We start from the raw sequence: 21,876 nt of genomic DNA, 5'->3' as shown, positions 1-21,876 counted from the left end.
ATGAGCGTTCAATATTCTCAAGGTAACCCATGGCGCAAGCTAAAAAATCCGTAGATATCAAAAATATACGAAATTTCTCGATCATTGCTCATATTGACCATGGTAAGTCCACTTTGGCTGACCGTTTTATTCAAATGTGTGGTGGTTTGCAAGATCGTGAAATGCAAGCCCAAGTACTGGATTCAATGGAGCTCGAGCGCGAACGTGGGATTACCATTAAAGCTGCATCCGTTACTTTGTACTACACACATCCAAATGGTCAAGAATATCAGCTTAACTTTATTGATACGCCAGGCCACGTAGATTTCTCATATGAAGTATCACGTTCTTTAGCTGCTTGTGAAGGTGCATTACTGGTGGTCGATGCTGCACAGGGTGTTGAGGCTCAGTCTGTAGCGAACTGTTATACAGCAATTGAGCAGGGCTTGGAGGTATTACCAATCTTAAATAAGATTGATCTTCCACAAGCTGAACCAGAGCGTGTTATTCACGAGATTGAAGAAATCATTGGTATTGAAGCAACTGATGCTCCAACATGTTCAGCAAAAACTGGCTTGGGTGTAGAGGGTGTTTTAGAGCGTTTGGTTGACGTTATTCCAGCACCTGAAGGTGATCGTGAAGCTCCTTTACAAGCTTTAATCATTGATTCATGGTTTGATAATTATCTCGGTGTGGTTTCACTTGTTCGTATTAAACAAGGTCGTATCCGCAAAGGCGATAAAATGCTAGTGAAATCGACTGGTCAAACACATCCAGTTACCTCAGTTGGTGTTTTCAATCCTAAGCATACTGAGACCGATATCCTAGAAGCTGGTGAAGTAGGTTTCGTTATTGCGGGGATTAAGGATATTTTTGGTGCACCAGTGGGTGATACCATTACTTTATCATCGACACCTGATGTTGCCACTCTACCGGGTTTCAAAAAGGTTAAACCGCAAGTTTATGCTGGGCTTTTCCCAATTGATTCTAGCGACTTTGAACCATTCCGTGAAGCATTACAAAAGCTGCAAATTAACGACTCGGCATTGTTTTTTGAACCAGAAAGCTCAGATGCATTAGGTTTCGGATTCCGTTGCGGCTTCCTTGGTATGTTGCATATGGAAATCGTACAGGAACGTTTAGAGCGTGAGTATGATTTAGATTTAATTAGTTCAGCACCTACTGTAATTTATGAAGCACTCACCAAAAAAGGTGAAACCATCTATATCGACAGTCCATCAAAAATGCCAGATGGATCAACAGTCGAAGATTTGCGTGAACCAATTGCAGAATGTCATATTCTTGTTCCTCAAGAGTATCTAGGCAATGTGATGACTTTGTGTGTAGAGCGTCGTGGTGTGCAAAAGGATATGAAATTCCTTGGAAACCAAGTGTCTATCACATTTGAAATCCCAATGGCTGAAGTGGTAATGGACTTCTTTGATCGATTGAAGTCTTGCTCACGTGGTTTTGCATCGCTCGATTACAACTTCGTACGTTTTGAGAGTTCATCTTTAGTTAAGGTTGATGTATTAATTAATGGTGAGAAAGTTGATGCTTTAGCGATGATTTGTCATCGTCAGGATGCTCGCCATCGCGGAATCGCTTTGGTTGAAAAGATGAAGGATTTGATCCCTCGTCAAATGTTCGATGTTGCAATTCAGGCAGCGATTGGCGCACAAATTATTGCTCGTTCTACTGTAAAAGCGATGCGTAAAAACGTATTGGCAAAATGTTACGGTGGTGACGTGTCTCGTAAGAAGAAATTACTTTCAAAACAGAAAGAAGGTAAGAAGCGCATGAAGCAGGTGGGAAGTGTTGAAATCCCACAAGAAGCTTTCTTAGCTGTATTGAAAGTCGAACGATAAAGAAATAATTAGGACTCACCCATGGATTTTGATTTTAATTTGATTTTAGTACCTGCCACACTGATTTTTTTTCTAGTGTGGTTGCTTGATAAGTTTGTATTTAAACAGCGTGCAAATAAAGGTCGTGATCAGGAAAATTTTATTATCACATGGGCCTATGACTTCTGGCCAGTTTTAGCTGTTGTTTTGGTTTTACGTTCATTCTTATATGAGCCATTTAATATTCCTTCAGACTCTATGGTGCCAACCTTGGAGACTGGGGATTTTATTTTGGTCAACAAATTTGATTATGGCGTGCGTCTACCAATTGTGAACTCAAAAGTACTCGATGTCGGTGAGCCAAAGCGTGGGGAAGTAATTGTTTTTAGATATCCGCCACAGCCCACAATTAGCTATATTAAGCGTGTAGTTGGATTACCTGGAGACCATATCCAGTTTAAATCTGGGCAATTGATTATCAATGGTAAACAAATAGCCAAAGTTGCCACTGAAGTAAATCGAGAAAAAGATCAATTAGAAACACCGACTGTGTATTATTTTAAAGAGACTTTGGGTGAGCATCAGCATTTGATTCGTTATCTAGATGGGCGTAACCCGCTAGCAGAACAATATCAATTCGCTCAGTTAAAAGGTGCTGAAGCTTTAGTACCATTTGTTGCAAAAGCAAATGACGTATTCATTCAAAGTAATGGTCAAGATTGGGAAGTAACTGTACCGAAAGGGCAATACTTCGCAATGGGTGATAACCGTGATCAAAGTGCGGACAGTCGTTTTTGGGGATTTGTACCGGAAGAAAATTTAACTGGACGAGCATTCTATATTTGGATGCATAAAGAGCCTGGTTTTAATCTTCCAAGTTTTAACCGAAATGGTAAAATTGATTAATAAAAACACATAGGAAATATAAAATGCGTAAATCTCAGCAAGGGGCTTCGTATATTGCTATTTTATTTGGGGTGGTTCTTTTTGCAATTGCAGTTAAAGCTGCCATTGCGATATGGCCAGCGTATTGGGACGATAAAATCATCAATACTCAAATCGAAGGTGTATTAAAGGATAGTCCAGAAAATATCACACCAGCAAAGTTTGCTCAGCAAATGGATCAACGTCTAGATATGAATGGCGTTCGGGATTTGAGATTTAAAGATGTTGCAATCGTGACTTATAAAGATGATTTAATCGTTAAGAAAAAGTATGAAGTGCGTAAGCCTTTCATGCTTAATATTAGTTTAGTTATGACTTTTGAGAAGACTTTTGACCAAAAATCTGCCAAACAACAAGCTGAATGACGCTCGACTACAGAATCGAATAGGTCATCAGTTTCAACAATTTGATTTGTTAAAACTGGCATTGACTCATCGTTCTGTGAGCCATAAGCATAACTATGAGCGCCTAGAATTTCTAGGCGATTCATTATTAGGGATGATCATCGCTAATTATCTTTATCACACATATCCTAAAGAGAATGAAGGGCGTTTAACGCGAATGCGTGCGACTTTGGTTCGTCAAGAAGCTTTAGGCAAAATTGCGAATGACTTACAGCTGAGTCGGTCATTAATCTTAAGTACAGGTGAGCTAAAATCAGGTGGACATCATCGAGAGTCTATTTTAGCTGATACTGTGGAAGCAATTATTGGTGCGATTTATTTAGATAGTAATGACCTAAATCTACTGCAAAGCATTGTGTTAAAATGGTATGAGCCTTATCTAGATCATATCGAACCGACAGATCAGCTCAAAGATCCGAAATCACGCCTGCAAGAGTATTTACAAGCACGTAAAAAACCTCTCCCAGTTTACGAGGTTGTAGATATTCAAGGTGATGCACCTAACCAACATTTCAAAGTTGAATGCAATGTTGAAGGGATGCCAAAATTTATTGGTGAGGGCTCAAGTCGGCGTTTTGCTGAACAAACTGCAGCAGCCGAAATTTTAAAATTATTGGAGCAATAACCGAATGTCTCATTCAGATGAAAATAAGCCAGATGCAATTGTGTCGCAAGATGGTAATAATTTAATTGATCAGTTCTTTAGCTCGCAAGGAACAACAATTGCTTCCGACTTTAAAAGCGGTTTCGTTGCAATTGTGGGTCGTCCTAATGTTGGTAAATCGACATTAATGAATCACTTGCTAGGTCAAAAGCTTTCGATCACTTCACGTAAGCCACAAACGACACGTCATAAAATTGTCGGTATTGATTCACGTGAGAAATCTCAGGCTGTATTTGTAGATACGCCTGGGATGCACAAAAAAGAAGTGCGTGCGATTAATAAAATGATGAATCGTGCTGCACATTCAGCATTACGAGATGTGAATCTAGTTTTATTTGTGATCGATGCTCAAAAATGGACTCAAAATGATGAGTTGGTTTTAGAGAAACTTAAGAATGCAGAAATGCCAGTTATTCTGGTGATCAATAAGCTAGATACTTTTGAGAATAAGAATGAAGCGCTACCGTTAATTCGTGAGCGTGCAAAATTAATGGACTTCGCTGAAATTGTTCCAGTGTCGGCACTACGTGGTGCTAATCTAGAACATTTGCGGGACACTATTGAAAAATATTTGCCTTATCAAGCCCCTTTATATTCATTAGACCAAATTACCGATCGTTCTGAACGCTTTCTTGCGAGTGAAATTATTCGTGAGAAAATTATGCGTCAGTTGGGCGAAGAACTTCCGTATGATTTAACGGTACAAATTGAATCATTTAAAACAGAAGAAGCAACAGTAAATGAAAAAACTGGCCGTCTAAAGCCACCTTGTACTTATATTGATGCAACGATTTTTGTGGAGCGCCAAGGTCAAAAAGCAATTGTAATTGGAGACAAAGGTGCGAAACTAAAAAGTATTGGTATGGATGCACGTACAGACATGGAAAAAATGTTTGAACAAAAGATCATGTTGACGCTTTGGGTGAAAGTTAAAGGCGGATGGTCTGATGATGAGCGTGCGCTCAAAAGCTTGGGTTATAGTGATATCTAAGCAATAATTTACAAGGAAACAGGTATGAAAAAATCAATACATGTATTTGCTATCCTGATGTGTGTATTCATGTTACAAGGTTGTATTCACAAACTTGTAACCGTACCTGTTAAAGTTGCCTACAAGACCACTAAAGGTGCGGTAAAAGGCACTGCTGCTGTAGTTGGTGCAGTCATTCCTGATGGTGATGATGAAGAGCAGAAAGACAATGAGGAAGACAAGGATTGATCTTGTCATATGATGCGCAATGAAGTTCTACATGGTTATTTAATTCACCATCGTAAATACCGTGAAAAAAGTCATATTGTGCATTTGTTTACACAAGAATATGGGCGCGTGGATGGAATTTTAAGGCAAACGCCTCCTCCACAATACCAACCAATTCGCTTACAAGCTTCAGGTAAGTCGGAACTCAAAAATTTCACTAAATTAGAAATTCTAAATCAGCCGGTTTTTTTTCATGGCGATGCTTTTTTTGCTGGATTTTATTTAAATGAAATTTTATTGCGTTTATGTCCCCTAGAAGAAGCCATGTCGCAAACTTTTCAACAATACCAAGTGATATTGTTGCAGTTACAACAATTAGCTTCACATCCCCAAGCCTCAGTATTTTTGAAACAGATTTTACGTCAATTTGAACATGTTCTATTGCAAGAACTTGGTTATGCAATAGATTTTTCGATTGATGCAAATCAACAAGAAATTCTTGCTTTTCAGCATTACCAATTTCAACTGAATGATGGTTTTATGCCTGTTGCGCAAGCATCTAGATCTACGTTAGAAGGACGTTTAATCGCATCGATGCAAAGTTATGAGCTTGGACAGGATTTTGCTAACGAGCAATTGCAATTATTGAGTAAACTATATCGTCAGATGATTAGCGCATTATTGGGTGATCGCCCTTTAAAAAGTCGGCAATTGTGGATTCAAAATACTCAATCTTAATTCTCTTGAGGCAGTATCTGAACTGCTTTGTGTAATAACCTATAGGATATTTTTATGGCTGCAATATTGGGTGTAAACATTGATCATGTTGCGACATTAAGACAAGCACGTGGTACTACTTATCCTGATCCAGTTCAAGCTGCTTTAATTTGTGAAGAGGCAGGTGCTGAGGGGATCACTTTGCATTTGCGTGAAGACCGTCGTCATATACAAGATGATGATGTTCGCCGGATGCGTCCTTTATTGAAAACACGTATGAATCTTGAATTGGCTGTTACCGATGAAATGGTTGAGTTTGCCAAAGAAATTAAACCACAACATGTATGTTTTGTTCCAGAGCGTCGCCAAGAAGTAACGACTGAGGGAGGCTTGGATGTTGTAGGTCATTTTGATAAGGTCAAAGCGGCTACTGAGGCACTCAAAGCAATTGGTAGTGATGTTTCTTTATTTATTGATGCTGATTTTGCTCAAATTGATGCTGCAATAGCATGTGGTGCTCCTACCATTGAGATTCATACGGGTGCTTATGCTGATGCTGAAACTGAAGCAGAACAACATGCTGAATTGGAACGCATTATCAAAGGTGCTGAATATGCAGCAGCTAAAGGGCTAGTTGTGAATGCAGGACATGGTTTGAACCTAAATAATGTTGCACCCATTGCTGCGATTCCACAAATTCATGAACTCAATATTGGGCACTCAATTATTGCGGATAGTATATTTGTAGGTTTAGCCCAAGCAGTCAAAGATATGAAAGCAGCAATTCAGGCGGCTGAGAGATAATTGGATGAGCAATTTAAACTACGATGAGTTAATGCAACCTGTTATTGATTTCTTAGGGTGTACGACTCCTCAAGCTTGGTTAGATGAAGCTGTTAATCACTTAGATATCTTAATGCAAGACCATGCGAATTGTGAAAAAAAGGCTGCGGGAACAGCGATGAACTTAATGTTCCGTTATAGTTTCTTTACTGACCTGCAAGTAAAGTTAGCTCAATTAGTTCGTGAAGAAATGCTGCATTATGAACAAGTGTTAGAGTTCATGACTAAACGTGGTTTAGAGTGGAAAGGCTTAAGTGCAGGGCGGTATGCAGGGGAATTGCGCAAAGAAATTCGTACTTATGAACCTGAAGCTTTGATTGATGTGATGATCATTGGTGCATTTGTTGAGGCACGTTCTTGTGAGCGATTTTATTCACTCGCACCGAAGGTTGATGATGAGTTAGGCCGTTATTATCGATATTTGCTTAAATCAGAATCCCGTCATTTTGAAGATTATTTAGCGCTGGCTTTAGATGTAGCTAAAACAGCAAAATTGAAAGACCCTGAAGAAAATATTCAGCAACGGATTGAACATATCCGTGAAGTGGAAAAGAATTTAATTTTAAGTCCAGATGATACTTTCCGTTTTCATAGTGGCGTTCCTGCAAATATTGCCGCTTAAAAAATGAATTGCTCAAGATGCCTCTAGAAATAGGGGCATTTAAATTTTATATTTGCAATAAAAAAGCCTTTATCAAAGATAAAGGCTTTTTGAATCTTGGCTCTCCCACCTGGGCTCGAACCAGGGACCTGCGGATTAACAGTCCGTCGCTCTACCGACTGAGCTATGGGAGAATCTGAGTGCCATTATAGGCGGCTTTTAAAATCGGTCAAGCGAAAAACATCAAGTTTCTTATATTTTGATGTTGGGTGCTTTTTATTTGCACAGTTGAGCAAAGTCTATAAAAAAAACTTGAATTTTGATGAGGCTGTTGTTAGATTTTGATTTAACAAAAGTGTTTAGATCAGTCTAAACAGTGTGGATTTAACCCAACTTGCCAGCACTAAAATGGCTAAATCGGAGGTCGAAATGACTACTCTTCGTATTGAATCTATTTTTTCTAATTTTTCTTTCTATAAGCAAAATTATCTCAATATAATTAATGATCCTTCCCAATATTATCAAGTCGTAGAAAGTGCAAATATTCATTTCGCAAGTTTTAGTGATGAGCGCTTATATTTAGGTGATTTATTACAACTTTGGCTAAGTGATAAATGGACTGAGCATCAGCTTAAGACCTTAGCAAAATCGCATTATTTGTTGCCAACACAAGATGGGGTAAACGGTCAAAACTCTTTATTTCTTTTCGCTTTTAAAAAGAATAGTTTATTTAAACAAGCCTATGCATATGCTTGGAATACTTTAGAAAATAAAGTCCAAGAAATTGCTTTGAACGAAAGTTTCCCTTTCTATTGTCATTATTTGACATTAAGTCGTCCAAAACGGGTTTAATATTTCTGAAATAAAAAAGACCTGTACAAGACAGGTCTTTTTTATTTGTTTTTTAGGATTTAAGCTGTTTTCTCTGCTTCAATAGAAGCAATTGCTGCATCAACGCCTTCGATTGAATCAGCAGCATTTTTAATACGCGTTAGAGCATCTACCAACACTTCATCAGCAGTTGCATATGAAATACGCATAAAGCCACCTAAACCAAATGCATCACCTGGTACAACTGCTACACCAGTTTCTTCGAGCAACCATTCAGAAAACTCTGTGCAAGATTTTAAGCCTTTAGCACGAATCAATGGGCGAATATTTGCGTATGCGTAGAATGCACCATCTGCTGGTAAGCAAGAAATACCTTTGATTTCATTAAGACCATTCACAACCAAGTCATGGCGACGCTTAAATGCTTCAATCATCGGTTGAAGAACATCTTGTGGACCATTTAATGCGGCTTCAGCTGCAACTTGTGAAATTGAAGTTGGGTTCGATGTAGATTGTGATTGAATGTTTTTCATCGCACCGATTAGTTTTGCTGGACCTGCAGCATAACCAATACGCCAGCCTGTCATTGCATAAGCTTTAGATACGCCATTGAGTACGATAGTGCGGTCATATAAATCAGGAGCAATCGTCGCGATGTTGTAGAATTCATCTTCCCAGCGGATTGGTTCATACATATCATCTGAAGCAATTAAAACTTGCGGATGACGGCGTAGAACGTCAGCAAGAGCTTCTAACTCAGCTTTGGTGTAAATCATGCCTGTTGGGTTTGAAGGACTATTAAGTACTAGCAAACGAGTATTTGGTGTGATCGCAGCTTCTAATTGTTCAGGTGTGATTTTGAAACGTTGTTCTTCACCACATTTTACAATCACTGGCGTACCTTCAGCGATGATCACCATATCTGGATAACTTACCCAAAATGGTGCAGGGATGATGACTTCATCGCCTTTATTTAAGAGCGCAAGAGCCAAATTAAAGAAACTTTGCTTACCACCACAAGATACTAAAATCTGGTTAGGTTGATAATCTAAATTGTTATCACGTTTTAATTTCGCAATAATCGCCTTTTTTAAGCTTGGAGTGCCGTCAACTGCTGTGTATTTTGTAAAGCCTTTGTTAATCGCTTCAATTGCTGCATCTTTGATGTGTTGAGGTGTATCAAAGTCTGGTTCGCCTGCACCTAAACCAATCACGTTTTTACCAGCAGCTTTAAGCTCTGCAGCTTTATTCGTAACTGCTAGTGTAGGGGACGGTTTGATAGCATTTACACGATCAGATAGACGTACGTCCACGGCATTATTCCTTCTTATGGGATTAAAAAATAAAAAGCATTATATTTTAGCTCAAATAAGCTGAGGTGTGGTCGAAAGTTGCCTTAATCGAATAAAAAGTTACCAAATACTGGAGATTTATAGGATTTTGTTTTTTACATATTTTATTTTTATCAAAATATCAAAAATCCTTTACAATAGCCGCTAGAAATTTAGATTTCGAGAGAATTTTAATGAGTACGCGACAACCAAAAGCCAAAAAAGCTTTGGTGAAATTACCTTTCCCGATGCCATCTGCGCAAGATGACTCAGATGAGCAGTCAACACACAATCAGGTGAGACCAAAACCTGAGCAGTATGCTGATCGTACTTGGATGCCACCACGTGGCACACGTCGCTCAATGGGCAAGCGTTAATGAAGTCACAGTGTGATTGAAATAAAAAACCTCGCAGCTTGCGAGGTTTTTTCATAATGGTTCTATCTATTAACGATAAATGGTAACTGAGCTTACGATATTACTACTAGAAGCGTAAGTCATATTAGTACCTGAAATATTTTTGACGCTGTATTTGGTATTGCTCGTAAATCGGCTGATATTACCACTGTTCAATTGGCATTGACCTTGTGAATTTGTCGTGCAATTTACTGATGTTCCTCCAACACTAAAACCTCCACTTACTGTCGCATTTGCGATTGGTAAATTGTTTGAATCAGTCACAGTTGCAATGACATTAGCGCGCCATGTTCCTAACTTTGAAACGATTACAGAAGAACCAGTTAATTGGCTAATTCTAACAATCGAAGTCGGAGTAGTCGGCTGAGTTACGCTCGACACAGTGTTGTAAAGAAGCTTATTTGGACTACCAGCAACGTTTAATACAACATTCGCAGTAGCAAAACTGAGTAACTGAGTTGTTATTGTTTGAACAGTAGCTGTAGGGGAGCTTTCTAATAAAGTTGCAACGACACCAGCCACATGAGGTGATGCCATCGAAGTACCATTTAAATTGGCTGTCGCTGTGTTGCTACCAATCCATGCTGATGCAATATTGCTACCTGGTGCAAATAAGTCTACGCAGTTTCCGTAGTTTGAATAACTTGCACGATTATCACTACTGTCTGTTGCTGCAACTGTAATTGCTTTTGCCGCTCGTGCAGGTGAGCTATTACATGCATCGGTATTTGAATTACCTGCAGCCACTACAGTAACGAAACCGTTATTCACAAGATTATCAACAGCAGTATCTAATGTGCTGTATGCACTACCACCCAGCGACATATTCACTACAGCGGGTTTGCGACCATTTTGAATAATCCAGTCTAAACCTGATATGACGCCACTCATTGCACCAGAGCCATTACAGTCTAGAACGCGCACTGGGGTGATAAGACTATTTTTAGCTACACCATATGTGGTGCCTGCTAAAGTTCCAGCTACATGTGTGCCATGACCATCACAATCTTCTGTCCCTCGACCATCATTGATCGCACTAAAACCATTTTGAATTTTGCCTGTAAATTCCTGATGTGTTGACAAGATTCCTGTGTCTACAACATAGGCATTAACACCTGCACCAGTATTTTCATAACTGAAGCTTTTGCTGAGTGGTAGATTGGTTTGATCAATTCGATCCAAGCCCCATGAAGGATTCGACTGAGTGGTTAGATTGGTTTGTATGACAGCATCTTGCTCAATAAAATTAACCTGAGGATTTTTTTGCATTGCCTGAATAAATTGCTCACTTGCTGTTTCAGGAATGCTGATCGCAAAGCCGCGAACTGCTTTTGAATAAACAAATAGAATTTTTCCACCAAATTGTTGAGCGATATTTTTGGCAGCTGTACTCGGTAACTCGGATAATGTATTTAAAACCACAATATATTGATTTTTAATCGGTGTATTTGAATTTGTTGGAGCTTGAATCGTACTTTTTAATTTGGGTGTTGCGACTGATAATGAAGTTGTAGATAGAGAGTTTGTTGTACTTTGATAGATCGAGTTGTTTTTAACTGGAGCAGTTGGATTTGTATTGCTTTGATTAAACGCAGCATAACTTAAAACCATGATCGAAATTGCAGAGCTTGCAACAATAAATTTACGAGATTGAGCTTTCATTCAGATGTCCCTATTGATTAAGTTTAATCACACAATCTGATCCTTATTATGTGTGCTTTTTATTCATCAGATGTTGATTATAGGCGGATAAAGTATGAAAGAAATAAGTCAGTGTGATGAAAGCTAAAATTTTTTGTAATAATATTGATGTAAATCAAATATACACAAAGCAATGTGTATCAGTTATCAAATAGAGAACCATGTAAACCAAATCTTGTATTTGTCATTATTGTGGGATTTGGTTTAGCTGATCTTATCAATTAACGATTTACACTATGATCAATTTGGATATCTCCATTCCATAGGTGAATGAAGTCATCTTCATCAAATTCGTATAGTTCCATCAATGCAATAATCGTCCCAATGAAAATCATCGGTTTTTCGTCATTTTCATCAAAATTAAATAAGCTAGATAAATGTTTGAGCGTATCGTTAATTTCATATTCACGACCACGATCATACCGATCACATGGGTACATCGGTTCTTTTAAAATTTGTAATGCAATTTGTTGCTGTTCAGGTGACAACGAAGTCGTGTTGAGAGCTTCTTCATAAGATTCATAACCGTATTCATCAAAAAAAATAACTTCATTTTTGATAAAAGCTTTCATCCATTCTTGAGTCAATGTTGGGAAAAGTCTTTTGCGGTCAGGTTCTAAATAGGGTTTGAAGGATTGTGGGAAAATCACATTATTTGAAATGCCTTCAAACAATGGTGCAATTTCCGAAAATTTATAACCCGCACTTCCACATCCAAGAGCAGTCACAAAATACTTCATTTTGGGATGATTTTTCGTATAAATTTTAAAATCATTAACGTAATGTTCGATCTGTGTAAGAGGCATTTGTTGCAAATGTTCATTGAGCGTTGGAATAGCAAAACTTTGACCAGCCCAACCACGACCAACACCTTTTACCGCCGCAAAATGTTGTGCAGCTATACGTGCAGCTCCAGTATCATGAATACCTGCTAAATTACTTCCAAAAACAAAAACAGTGTCTTCTGGAAGCTCTGTAATGATTGTTTCGTCATGGTATTGATATGTCATTGGAATTCGTATTTTGCGTTGTCGTTGCAACCATGTTGCTATTGATTTGTAATAGGGTCAAGTAAAAAAATATTTAATTGTTATGCTAAGAATTTCAAATTCTTAAGTGCCTTTTTTATTTCAAATCAGTTAAGGGAATTGCGATAAAATTCTCGTGACATGAAATTCACATCTTATTGTCTAAGCTCAAGTTTGAAAAATGATTAATCTTTAGGTGATCCAAATGAGTATCGTTGTTGCTGGGGCTTCAGGTGGAATTGGTCATGCACTTTTTAAACAGTTAATTCATCAACCTATAAAGCAAGTTTATGCTATTAGTCGCCAGAAGCTTAGAGAATGTGATTTACAAGCTGACTTGTCAGACCCAGATCAAATAGACCATGTACGAGAATTTTTGGATCATATTCAGGTTTCAGAAATTTATTGTTGTGCAGGTGTGCTGCATGAAGATCTTAATATGCCTGAGAAAATGTTAAGTCAAATTCGAGATGAATGGATTTATAAATCTTTGTCACAAAACGTAATGACTCATGTCCATCTTGCACAAGCCTTAGCCCCAATTCTAAATAAAAATTATGATCTAAAATGGCTCTCCTTGTCGGCTAAAGTCGGGAGTTTGGAGGATAATAGCTTAGGAGGATGGTATAGCTATAGAATGACCAAAGCCGCACTGAATATGTTCATTAAAAATTTAAGTATTGAATGGGCACGTAAATCTTCAAATATTCTCGTGGCAAGTATTCATCCAGGAACAACGGATTCAGAATTATCTAAACCATTCCAACGCAATATTTCACCAGAAAAATTATATAGTGCTGAGCAAACTGCCGATCGGTTAATTGCCGTGATGAACAACTTATCTAAACATCAGCATGGGAAATTATTAAATTGGGATGGGCAGTTGTTACCTTATTAATAAAATGCAACTAAACTTGAAAAGCAGCAACTAGCCCAGATTGATTTGTTAAACTATTTTTAAATTTTATCAAAGAGTGTGCTTGTGAGCGAAAATCAACCTTTCGACTTAGTGACAAATTACCAACCCGCGGGAGATCAACCACAGGCGATTGAAAAATTAGTCAAAGGAATTGAGCAAGGTTTTCGCAATCAATTGTTGTTAGGGGTAACAGGTTCTGGAAAAACCTATACGATGGCAAATGTGATTGCTCAAACACAACGCCCAACCATCGTTATGGCACATAATAAAACCCTGGCAGCACAGCTTTATGGAGAATTTAAAGCCTTTTTTCCAAATAATGCGGTTGAGTACTTTGTAAGTTATTACGATTATTATCAACCTGAAGCTTATGTTCCTTCTTCAGATACGTTTATTGAAAAAGACTCAGCGATCAATGATCACATCGATCAGATGCGACTTTCTGCAACTCGTGCATTATTAGAACGCAGAGATGCAATTATTGTTGCTTCAGTATCGGCGATTTATGGTTTGGGTGATCCAAATGCTTATATGCAAATGCTATTGCATATCGTGCAAGGGGATCGCGTCAGCCGAGATGACATTATTCGTCGTCTAGTTGAAATGCAATACACACGCAACGAGTTAGAGTTTTTACGCGGTACTTATAGAATCCGTGGTGAAATTATTGATATTTTTCCTGCTGAATCTGATCAAGATGCCATTCGCGTTGAACTGTTTGATGATGAGGTTGACTCGATTCGATGGTTTGATCCTTTGACAGGTAAATTGGTGCGTAAAGTTCCTCGTGTAACAATCTATCCGAAAAGTCATTATGTAACACCAAAAGATCATCTAACCCGTGCGATTGATACGATTAAAGATGAATTAAAAGATCAGCTTAAATTTTTCAAAGACAATGATAAATTGCTCGAAGCTCAACGTATTGAGCAACGTACACGCTATGATTTAGAAATGATGCAACAGCTCGGGTATACCAACGGGATTGAGAATTACTCACGTCATCTTTCAGGTCGAGGAGCAGGCGAAGCACCACCCACCTTGTTTGATTATATTCCTGAAGATGCTTTGCTGATTATTGATGAATCGCATGTAACAGTTCCTCAAATTGGGGCGATGTACAAAGGAGACCGCTCGCGCAAAGAGAACTTAGTGAATTACGGTTTCCGTTTACCGAGTGCTTTGGATAACCGTCCTATGAAATTTGAAGAGTGGGAGCGCATTGTTCCGACGACGGTATTTGTCAGTGCAACACCAGCGCAATACGAGTTGGAAAAGTCAGAACAAATTGTTGAGCAGGTGGTTCGTCCTACTGGATTAATTGATCCTGAAATTGAAGTGCGTCCAGTGTTGACGCAAGTGGATGATGTTTTATCTGAGATTAACATCCGTAAACAAGTCAATGAACGTGTCCTTGTGACCACACTGACCAAGCGAATGGCTGAAGATTTAACTTCATATCTAAAAGAGTATGGTGTCAAGGTAGCTTATCTGCATTCTGATATTGATACGGTTGAGCGTGTAAAGATTATTCATGAATTACGCACAGGCGTGCATGACGTACTGGTTGGGATCAACTTATTGCGTGAAGGTTTGGATATGCCAGAAGTTTCTTTAGTCGCTATTTTAGATGCGGATAAAGAAGGGTTCTTGCGTTCAGAACGGTCATTGATTCAAACCATTGGTCGTGCGGCTCGTAATGTGAAGGGTAAAGCAATTTTATATGCTGATCGCATTACTGATTCGATGCGTAAGGCTATGGATGAGACTGAGCGTCGTCGCAATAAGCAAATTGAGTTTAATGAGCTTCACGGTATTACACCACGCAGTGCTGTGCGACAAACCATTAAAGAAATTGATACTGGCGAAGTGCTCAGTGATGATGAGATCGATGAAAAAGTGCTTGAGCAAGCTCAGTCAATCAGTGCTGATGAGCAACACTTACTCTCTGATCCAAAGTTATTTGCAAAACACATTTCTAAATTGGAAAAGGAAATGTTGAAAGCATCGAAAGAGTTACAATTTGAGCAAGCAGCTCGATTACGTGATGAGATTGTTCGAATGAAAGCGCATATGTTGCAGTCATAATTGTGGAGATAAATCCTGTTAGATGATACATATCGCAACAGTTTTTGTTTATAAATTGGGCTATGTTACTAAGCTAACTATATGACTATTTATAACAAATTTCTGTTTTGAGGATTTCCCATGCCATTTATTAAAACTTTTCCAAAAGCGAGTTGGCGACTAGCTAAAATTGCAGTGGGTGGTGTTGTTCTAACAGGTTTGGCTGCCGGCACAATTGCATATGCTCAAACAATGCCTTTAGCAACTGTTGATAAGGTGGAGTTGGATAAGTATTTGGGAGTATGGTACGAAGTTGCACGCAAACCTATGTTCTTTGAACGTAAATGTGCTTACAACGTTTCAGCGACTTATACACTTAATGAAAATGGCAATATTGTTGTTGATAATAAATGTTATGACAAAGATGGAAATTTACAGCAAAGTATAGGCGAAGCCTTTGTCGTAAATGCTCCATTTAACTCAAAATTAAGTGTGAGTTTTTTACCAGAAAGTGTTCGATGGATTCCTTTAGCACGTGGCGACTACTGGATTTTGAAATTGGATGAAGAATATCAAACAGTTTTAGTTGGTGAACCGAGACGTAAATATTTATGGGTATTATCTAGAACCCCTAATCCTAAAAAAGAAACCATCTTGGAATATTTAAACTATGCAAAATCTCTAGGTTTTGATGTTAGCGATGTAATTTTTCCCGACCATCGATAAATAAGTTATACTTATTCGAAACCATGCTTGCATGGTTTTTTTATTTTTATATAGTGGATAAGTCAAGTATTTATTAGAGCGTCTAATAACGCTGAGGTTCAAAATGTTTAAAGGAATAGCGTATTCTATTTTGGCTTCAGTAACGTTCGGTGTTTTATATTTTTATACTCAGTTTTTGGGTGCGCTCGATAGTGAGAAAACCTTTGGTTGGCGTATTATTGCGACATTACCTTTTTTAACTTTATTTATGTGGATGAGTGGTGATTTGGTTCATATCAAATCGATCTTTGAAAGAATATTAGCTAAGCCAAGTTTAATTCTATTATTAATAATTACTTCGATACTTACCTCAGCGCAACTTTGGTTGTTTTTATGGGGGCCTATGCATGGTCGGGGGTTACAAGTTTCTTTAGGTTATTTCCTGCTTCCTTTGGTTTTAGTGCTAGCGGGAAGTGTTCTTTATGGAGAAAAACTCTCAAAATTTCAGTGGGTCGCAGTTTTACTAGCTGTATTTGGGGTGGGGCATGAGGTTTGGCGACTGGGAAGTATTGCTTGGGAAACAGCATTTGTAGCGATAGGCTATGCCGCTTATTTTATTTTAAGAAAGCAGATACATACCGATAATTTGGGTGGTTTTTGGTGGGATTTATTGTTGATACTGCCAATTGCTATTTTTCTTACACATACAGGAGCAACACCGTATGTGAAGTTTTTAGAGTTTCCAAGTTTATTTTTTGTGGTTATTGGTCTAGGTTTACTTAGTGCAATTGGTTTGGGGAGTTACATTTTAGCTAGTCGATATTTGCCATTAATTATTTTTGGTCTATTGGGCTATTTAGAGCCTGTTTTGTTGGCGCTTGTGTCTTTGTTACTGGGTGAAAAAATTGGTGCGGAAGAGTGGCTGACTTATATTCCAATTTGGTTGGCAGTATTGGTACTAATTTTAGAAGGTACTTTACATCTCTTGGAGCAGAAACGACGTCAGAATCAACTTGAGGTCAAACTCAAGCACTACCCCAAACGTATAAAACCAAACGATGTAGTAGAATAATGAAGTAGGTGTAGTTATTTTTGTAAGCTATGAAGATTATGAGTGAGTGAATCGAGAAGAGTAATGCCTGAATACAAATGATTTTCTAATAATCATAAAAATAATTATAGGTATTTTATGAATTTATAGTCAATTGGGACAAAATCTTAGCCCGATTAGCAGCTTTTGATTCAATATTGATGATAATTCTATTACAATTGTGGCGTTTTAAAATTCACGCCCAGTATATAAATTAGAGGACGTAACTGTGAGCAAAGAAACTATCATTGCCTTACACGCAGAACACCAAGGTCGTTGGAAAAACCGTGAAGAAATCGCGGAACGCATGATTACCTTAATTGGTCAATTATACCGTGAGAAAAATATTGTTGTTTCTGTTTACGGTCGTTCTTTAATTAACCGTTCAGTGATCCAGATTTTAAAAACTCATCGTCGTACACGTATGTTAGACGTTGAGCTTTCAGTTGTTCACACCTTCCCAATCTTGGAAGCGTTGATGAAAGTTGAAAATATTGGTTCTGCAGAAGTTGATATCGGCAAACTTGCTGTTGAATATAAAAATCAAGGTGGTGATGTTGACGCTTTTGTTGCAAACGCTGTTTCTTCTATCCAAGGTAATTCAGAAGCTGCTGAGCCAAAAGATGTTGTGCTTTACGGTTTTGGTCGCATTGGTCGTATCTTAGCGCGTTTAATCATCAGTCAATCTGGTTTAGGTCGTGGCTTAAGTTTAAAAGCGATTGTTGTGCGTAAATCATCTGATGGTGACTTATCAAAACGTGCTTCTTTGTTACGTCGTGATTCAATTCACGGTACATTCGACGGCACAATCTCAGTTGATGAAGAAAACGAAGCAATCATTGCAAATGGTCAATTCATCAAAGTGATTTATGCATCAAGCCCAAGCGAAGTAGATTACACAGCTTACGGTATTGATAATGCTCTTCTTATCGACAACACAGGTAAATGGCGTGATGTTGATGGTTTAAGCCAACACTTACAATGCGCTGGCGTTGCTCGTGTTGTGTTGACTGCACCTGGTAAGGGTGACATGAAGAACGTTGTATTTGGTGTGAACCAAGCTGATATCTTAGATGAAGACAAAATCATCTCAGCAGCAAGCTGTACAACGAATGCAATTACACCTGTATTAAAAGTTTTAGATGACAAATACAAAGTATTAAATGGTCATGTTGAAACAGTTCACTCATTCACTAACGACCAGAACTTGATCGATAACTATCACAAAGCTGATCGTCGTGGTCGTGCAGCTACACTAAACATGGTTATTACTGAAACTGGTGCTGCTAAAGCTGTTGCTAAAGCATTACCAGCACTTAAAGGTAAATTAACTGGTAACTCAGTACGTGTACCTACACCAAACGTTTCTCTTGCGATCTTGAACTTAACGTTAGAGAAAGAAGTGGATCGTGAAGAAGTAAACGAATACATTCGTCAAATTTCGATCAACTCTAATCTACAAGGTCAAATTGGCTATACAAACTCAACTGAGGTTGTATCTAGTGACTTTATCGGTTCTCGTACTGCGGGTGTATTTGATGCGCAAGCAACAATCACTTCTGGTAACCGTTTAACTGCTTATGTTTGGTATGACAACGAAGTGGGTTATAGCTGTCAAGTTTTACGTATTGCTGAACAAATGTGTGGCGTGAGCTATGCAAAAGTTCCTGCTGAAACAAATGCATAATATTTGTTAGCAAAGCTATACAATAAAAGCCCAGTTTAGACTGGGCTTTTTAATTGACTGTAGAGAATCTATGCAGATTAAAACATTAAAATAGACGAAAATAATCACAAAGGGATAGGATTAGTTAGGATTACTTCATTGTTGCAGTTTAGACGTTTATTGGCGATATTTGGTCTTATCATTGTTGCAAACCTATGTGGTGTTTATATTGCAATGTGGGTATTTAAACACTTCAACATTTATATACCTTTAAAAGATCAAGATGTTGCGATTGATTTACAAGAACCATTGCAAGTCCGCGTAAAAGTAAAAGATGCACTTAATGTAGATGTTGATGGTCGAGTCAATGCAAAAATCCCAATAGATGAGCAGCTTAATGTTCCTTTAACACAAACACTTACACCAAGAGTTTATTTTGATAATCTCGTACCAATTAGTACAACTATTCCAGTTAAGGAAACGATTCAGGTAAATCAAAATTTACCAATTGATACCAAAGTTCAAGTTAAAATATTAGGTAATGATGTCACGTTGCCATTAAAAGGCACGATTCCATTAAAACTTGCTGTGCCGATAGATATCCAAGTTCCTTTACATCAAAAAGTTCATTTGAAATTTGATGCGCCTGTACGAACAGTGCTTAAAGAAAATCTAAATATTCCTCTAAAAGCACAGCTTGATGCCAATATTCCAATTCAAGGAAAATTAAACGTACCGATTACTTCTGAGTTAAGTGCATCAGTAGATGTGAAAAATACACTTCCTGTAAAAATTGCAGACGGTGAGTTGAAAATTCCACTATCTACAATGTATTTAGATCGTGTGAAAACTCAACCTGTTGATGAGCCTGCATCACCTCATGACGTTAAAATAGGTGAGTAATGGATATCACCAAATCACTTAAAAGTTTATTGATCAGTTTTGTGATTCTCACTACGTTAGTGGCGATTTTATTTTGGTTTTATCTGAATATTCAGGCATCTTTGATTGTATCGGCTGAACAAGCTGATATTCGATTGCCTGAATCTTTAGGAACTAAAATTCAGGTAGGGGAACATTTACGAGTTCGGTCTGAAGGTCAATTACAAACTACTTTAGATATTGATCGCACATTGCAATTGCCGTTAAAAGGAAAATATTTAGCTGATTTGAGTTTTGAAGTTGAAACACCAATTACGGTCAACATTAATTATCAGACGATGTTGAAAGTGGATGAGCTTATGCCTATTGAAACATCCACTGATTTAATTTATCAAAATAAATTATTGCCTAAATTTCCACTCAAATTGAATGTGCCAGTTAAGTTAGACATACCATTTGAATTAAAGCGGACATATACCATTCCAGTTAAAATTGTGTTTGATGGTCCCGTTCATTTTGGATTCGATGAATCGGTTACACTTCCTGTAAAACATCAATTTAAGCCAAGCTTTTATATGAATGATGCTATCAATATGAGTAATATTTCCTCATTCAACGCAATCATGTATAACTCAGTGCAAGACACAAAAGCGAATTTAGATATGAAAATGGATTTGCCATTGAAGAATGTAAAGCCTTAAAGGTAACAAAAAACTCTTTTTTAGCGTTTGATATGCATTTGCTGATTATTCTATTCGAGAAATTTATTAAAATGTGGCAAAATAGTTCGCTTTTAAGATTTTAGAGGATTGGCACATGCGCTTTGTTGATGAAGCAGTCATAACCGTAGAGGCTGGCGACGGTGGCAATGGCGTAGCCAGTTTTCGCCGTGAAAAATTTGTCCCTTTTGGTGGCCCTGATGGGGGCGATGGGGGACGTGGCGGAAGTATATATATTCAAGCCGATGATGATACCAGCACCCTAGTTGATTATCGTTACACACGACGTTTCCGTGCTGAACGTGGTAAGAATGGTTCAGGTGCGAACTGTTCAGGTCGTGGTGGCGAAGACATTATTTTAAAAGTACCTGTTGGTACAACAATCGTAGATACCGAGTCAGGCGACATCATTGGTGATTTAGTTGCTGACGGTCAACGTGTAAAAGTGGCAAACGGTGGTGATGGTGGTTTGGGAAATACTCATTTCAAATCATCTACCAATCGTTCACCACGTAAATGTACACACGGGATCAAAGGTGAGTACCGTGAAGTTCGTTTAGAATTGAAAGTTTTAGCAGATGTAGGTTTACTCGGTATGCCGAATGCTGGTAAATCGACATTTATTCGTGCTGTAAGTGCGGCAAAACCAAAAGTTGCTGACTATCCATTTACAACGATGGTTCCGAATCTTGGTGTTGTAGATGCAGATCGTCATCGTTCATTTGTTATGGCTGATATTCCTGGATTAATCGAAGGTGCAGCTGAAGGTGCAGGGTTAGGGATTCGCTTCTTAAAGCACTTGGCACGTACACGTATTCTTCTGCATATTGTTGATGTACAACCAATTGATGGTTCAGATCCAGCTTATAATGCACGTGCAATTTTAGCTGAATTAGAAAAATTCTCTCCGACATTAGCAAAACTTCCGATTGTTCTTGTATTAAATAAACTTGATCAACTTCCTGAAGAATCGAGAGATGAGTGGTGTCAGCACATTCTTGATGAATTGCAGTGGACTGGTCCTGTATTTAAAACTTCTGGTTTGATGGCAGAAGGTACTAAGGAAGTTGTTTATTACTTAATGGATCAAATCGAGCAACAACGTGAGCGTGAAGTTGAAGATCCAGAGTACGCTGCAGAAATTAAAGCATTACGTGAACAGCTTGAAGCTGAAACGCGTGAACAAACCATCGCAGCAAAAGAAGCATATCGTGCTATGCGTAAAGCTCAGCGTGAAGCTGACTTGGACGATGATGAAGATTTTGATGATGATGAAGATGAAGGCGGCGTAGAAAGTATCTACGTTCGTGATTAGTGAACCGA

22 protein-coding genes and 1 tRNA gene are annotated in these 21,876 nt (G+C 38.2%); 19 read left to right on the top strand and 4 right to left on the bottom strand.

Going from position 1 to position 21,876, the window contains the following annotated elements:
• The first annotated feature begins 29 nt into the window (after nucleotides 1-29).
• From lepA to MKL32_RS07000, 9 genes are read left to right on the top strand one after another with little or no spacing between them, the layout of a single operon-like run.
• On the top strand, nucleotides 30-1,847 hold the full coding sequence (gene lepA / locus MKL32_RS07040; RefSeq protein WP_004913460.1) for a translation elongation factor 4: 1,818 nt from the start codon (nucleotides 30-32) through the stop codon (nucleotides 1,845-1,847).
• 21 nt (nucleotides 1,848-1,868) lie between these two features.
• Nucleotides 1,869-2,732 (top strand): signal peptidase I, encoded by an 864-nt coding sequence (gene lepB, locus MKL32_RS07035; protein ID WP_004953077.1) that lies wholly within the window; start codon nucleotides 1,869-1,871, stop codon nucleotides 2,730-2,732.
• 23 nt (nucleotides 2,733-2,755) lie between these two features.
• Complete coding sequence (locus tag MKL32_RS07030) at nucleotides 2,756-3,136, top strand: DUF4845 domain-containing protein (RefSeq protein WP_004959732.1); 381 nt, start codon at nucleotides 2,756-2,758, stop codon at nucleotides 3,134-3,136.
• The gene (gene rnc / locus MKL32_RS07025; protein WP_004913454.1) at nucleotides 3,102-3,800 is read left to right on the top strand and encodes a ribonuclease III; all 699 of its coding nucleotides are present in this window, start codon (nucleotides 3,102-3,104) and stop codon (nucleotides 3,798-3,800) included. Before MKL32_RS07030 ends, rnc begins: the two co-directional genes overlap by 35 nt.
• Before the next feature lie 4 nt (nucleotides 3,801-3,804).
• Nucleotides 3,805-4,830 carry a GTPase Era gene (era, locus tag MKL32_RS07020; protein ID WP_270900349.1) on the top strand — a complete coding sequence of 342 codons (1,026 nt, stop codon included), beginning with the start codon at nucleotides 3,805-3,807 and terminating at the stop codon, nucleotides 4,828-4,830.
• A 24-nt stretch (nucleotides 4,831-4,854) separates the two neighbouring features.
• A complete protein-coding gene (locus MKL32_RS07015) occupies nucleotides 4,855-5,058 on the top strand; it encodes an NF038104 family lipoprotein (RefSeq protein ID WP_262578636.1) in 204 nt (67 codons plus the stop codon).
• Between the two features lie 9 nt (nucleotides 5,059-5,067).
• The gene (gene recO / locus MKL32_RS07010; protein WP_087540053.1) at nucleotides 5,068-5,775 is read left to right on the top strand and encodes a DNA repair protein RecO; all 708 of its coding nucleotides are present in this window, start codon (nucleotides 5,068-5,070) and stop codon (nucleotides 5,773-5,775) included.
• A 54-nt stretch (nucleotides 5,776-5,829) separates the two neighbouring features.
• Nucleotides 5,830-6,558: a pyridoxine 5'-phosphate synthase gene (pdxJ, locus tag MKL32_RS07005; protein WP_270900348.1), complete on the top strand. Its 729-nt coding sequence runs from the start codon at nucleotides 5,830-5,832 to the stop codon at nucleotides 6,556-6,558.
• Nucleotides 6,559-6,562: 4 nt separating this feature from the next.
• Complete coding sequence (locus tag MKL32_RS07000; protein WP_262578640.1) at nucleotides 6,563-7,219, top strand: tRNA-(ms[2]io[6]A)-hydroxylase; 657 nt, start codon at nucleotides 6,563-6,565, stop codon at nucleotides 7,217-7,219.
• 97 nt (nucleotides 7,220-7,316) lie between these two features.
• Here MKL32_RS07000 and MKL32_RS06995 read toward each other — a convergent pair.
• A tRNA-Asn gene (locus MKL32_RS06995) sits at nucleotides 7,317-7,392 on the bottom strand.
• 235 nt (nucleotides 7,393-7,627) lie between these two features.
• Between MKL32_RS06995 and MKL32_RS06990 the strand changes: the two genes are divergently transcribed.
• Nucleotides 7,628-8,050, top strand: coding sequence for a hypothetical protein (locus MKL32_RS06990; protein ID WP_004953089.1), 423 nt, complete (start codon nucleotides 7,628-7,630; stop codon nucleotides 8,048-8,050).
• 59 nt (nucleotides 8,051-8,109) lie between these two features.
• On the opposite strand, the gene MKL32_RS06985 is transcribed toward MKL32_RS06990, so the two are convergent.
• Nucleotides 8,110-9,342 (bottom strand): pyridoxal phosphate-dependent aminotransferase, encoded by a 1,233-nt coding sequence (locus MKL32_RS06985; RefSeq protein ID WP_004953091.1) that lies wholly within the window; start codon nucleotides 9,340-9,342, stop codon nucleotides 8,110-8,112.
• A gap of 212 nt (nucleotides 9,343-9,554) precedes the next feature.
• On the opposite strand from MKL32_RS06985, the gene MKL32_RS06980 reads away from it, so the two are divergent.
• On the top strand, nucleotides 9,555-9,737 hold the full coding sequence (locus MKL32_RS06980; protein ID WP_270900347.1) for a hypothetical protein: 183 nt from the start codon (nucleotides 9,555-9,557) through the stop codon (nucleotides 9,735-9,737).
• A gap of 69 nt (nucleotides 9,738-9,806) precedes the next feature.
• Here the strand turns inward: MKL32_RS06980 and MKL32_RS06975 are convergent, their stop codons facing one another.
• Both MKL32_RS06975 and MKL32_RS06970 read right to left on the bottom strand, forming a co-directional pair.
• Nucleotides 9,807-11,438: a S8 family peptidase gene (locus MKL32_RS06975; RefSeq protein ID WP_204378801.1), complete on the bottom strand. Its 1,632-nt coding sequence runs from the start codon at nucleotides 11,436-11,438 to the stop codon at nucleotides 9,807-9,809.
• Nucleotides 11,439-11,698: 260 nt separating this feature from the next.
• Complete coding sequence (locus MKL32_RS06970) at nucleotides 11,699-12,487, bottom strand: A1S_2505 family phage non-structural protein (protein ID WP_204378800.1); 789 nt, start codon at nucleotides 12,485-12,487, stop codon at nucleotides 11,699-11,701.
• Nucleotides 12,488-12,710: 223 nt separating this feature from the next.
• On the opposite strand from MKL32_RS06970, the gene MKL32_RS06965 reads away from it, so the two are divergent.
• The 8 genes from MKL32_RS06965 (at nucleotide 12,711) to cgtA (ending at nucleotide 21,868) form a co-directional block, all read left to right on the top strand.
• Entirely contained in the window at nucleotides 12,711-13,403 is a 693-nt protein-coding gene (locus MKL32_RS06965; protein ID WP_204378799.1) for an SDR family NAD(P)-dependent oxidoreductase, read from the top strand.
• An 84-nt stretch (nucleotides 13,404-13,487) separates the two neighbouring features.
• The gene (gene uvrB, locus MKL32_RS06960; protein WP_004913427.1) at nucleotides 13,488-15,512 is read left to right on the top strand and encodes an excinuclease ABC subunit UvrB; all 2,025 of its coding nucleotides are present in this window, start codon (nucleotides 13,488-13,490) and stop codon (nucleotides 15,510-15,512) included.
• 120 nt (nucleotides 15,513-15,632) lie between these two features.
• Entirely contained in the window at nucleotides 15,633-16,217 is a 585-nt protein-coding gene (locus MKL32_RS06955; RefSeq protein ID WP_270900346.1) for a lipocalin family protein, read from the top strand.
• Between the two features lie 103 nt (nucleotides 16,218-16,320).
• Nucleotides 16,321-17,268, top strand: a complete 948-nt coding sequence (rarD, locus tag MKL32_RS06950) for an EamA family transporter RarD (protein ID WP_204378798.1) — start codon at nucleotides 16,321-16,323, stop codon at nucleotides 17,266-17,268.
• 247 nt (nucleotides 17,269-17,515) lie between these two features.
• Nucleotides 17,516-18,973 (top strand): glyceraldehyde-3-phosphate dehydrogenase, encoded by a 1,458-nt coding sequence (locus tag MKL32_RS06945; RefSeq protein WP_004953105.1) that lies wholly within the window; start codon nucleotides 17,516-17,518, stop codon nucleotides 18,971-18,973.
• 138 nt (nucleotides 18,974-19,111) lie between these two features.
• Complete coding sequence (locus MKL32_RS06940) at nucleotides 19,112-19,855, top strand: hypothetical protein (protein ID WP_004959703.1); 744 nt, start codon at nucleotides 19,112-19,114, stop codon at nucleotides 19,853-19,855.
• Entirely contained in the window at nucleotides 19,855-20,535 is a 681-nt protein-coding gene (locus tag MKL32_RS06935; RefSeq protein ID WP_004913418.1) for a hypothetical protein, read from the top strand. The genes MKL32_RS06940 and MKL32_RS06935 overlap by 1 nt, the downstream gene beginning before the upstream one ends.
• Before the next feature lie 115 nt (nucleotides 20,536-20,650).
• The gene (cgtA, locus tag MKL32_RS06930) at nucleotides 20,651-21,868 is read left to right on the top strand and encodes an Obg family GTPase CgtA (protein WP_004913416.1); all 1,218 of its coding nucleotides are present in this window, start codon (nucleotides 20,651-20,653) and stop codon (nucleotides 21,866-21,868) included.
• The last annotated feature ends 8 nt before the right edge of the window (nucleotides 21,869-21,876 follow it).

Source organism: Acinetobacter sp. AOR34_HL, from assembly GCF_027854795.1.
In the GTDB taxonomy this organism is placed as follows: Bacteria; Pseudomonadota; Gammaproteobacteria; order Pseudomonadales; family Moraxellaceae; genus Acinetobacter; species Acinetobacter junii.
Note: the sequence above shows the minus strand (reverse complement) of the source record. Positions and strands in the feature narration are given on the sequence as shown.

Bases quoted from the DNA above. Each gene is read 5' to 3' on its own strand.
- lepA (WP_004913460.1), top strand. From the start codon at position 30: ATGGCGCAAGCTAAAAAATCCGTAGATATCAAAAATATACGAAATTTC.
- lepB (WP_004953077.1), top strand. From the start codon at position 1,869: ATGGATTTTGATTTTAATTTGATTTTAGTACCTGCCACACTGATTTTT.
- MKL32_RS07030 (WP_004959732.1), top strand. From the start codon at position 2,756: ATGCGTAAATCTCAGCAAGGGGCTTCGTATATTGCTATTTTATTTGGG.
- era (WP_270900349.1), top strand. From the start codon at position 3,805: ATGTCTCATTCAGATGAAAATAAGCCAGATGCAATTGTGTCGCAAGAT.
- MKL32_RS07015 (WP_262578636.1), top strand. From the start codon at position 4,855: ATGAAAAAATCAATACATGTATTTGCTATCCTGATGTGTGTATTCATG.
- recO (WP_087540053.1), top strand. From the start codon at position 5,068: ATGATGCGCAATGAAGTTCTACATGGTTATTTAATTCACCATCGTAAA.
- pdxJ (WP_270900348.1), top strand. From the start codon at position 5,830: ATGGCTGCAATATTGGGTGTAAACATTGATCATGTTGCGACATTAAGA.
- MKL32_RS07000 (WP_262578640.1), top strand. From the start codon at position 6,563: ATGAGCAATTTAAACTACGATGAGTTAATGCAACCTGTTATTGATTTC.
- MKL32_RS06990 (WP_004953089.1), top strand. From the start codon at position 7,628: ATGACTACTCTTCGTATTGAATCTATTTTTTCTAATTTTTCTTTCTAT.
- MKL32_RS06980 (WP_270900347.1), top strand. From the start codon at position 9,555: ATGAGTACGCGACAACCAAAAGCCAAAAAAGCTTTGGTGAAATTACCT.
- MKL32_RS06975 (WP_204378801.1), bottom strand. From the start codon at position 11,438: ATGAAAGCTCAATCTCGTAAATTTATTGTTGCAAGCTCTGCAATTTCG.
- MKL32_RS06970 (WP_204378800.1), bottom strand. From the start codon at position 12,487: ATGACATATCAATACCATGACGAAACAATCATTACAGAGCTTCCAGAA.
- MKL32_RS06965 (WP_204378799.1), top strand. From the start codon at position 12,711: ATGAGTATCGTTGTTGCTGGGGCTTCAGGTGGAATTGGTCATGCACTT.
- MKL32_RS06955 (WP_270900346.1), top strand. From the start codon at position 15,633: ATGCCATTTATTAAAACTTTTCCAAAAGCGAGTTGGCGACTAGCTAAA.
- rarD (WP_204378798.1), top strand. From the start codon at position 16,321: ATGTTTAAAGGAATAGCGTATTCTATTTTGGCTTCAGTAACGTTCGGT.
- MKL32_RS06935 (WP_004913418.1), top strand. From the start codon at position 19,855: ATGGATATCACCAAATCACTTAAAAGTTTATTGATCAGTTTTGTGATT.
- cgtA (WP_004913416.1), top strand. From the start codon at position 20,651: ATGCGCTTTGTTGATGAAGCAGTCATAACCGTAGAGGCTGGCGACGGT.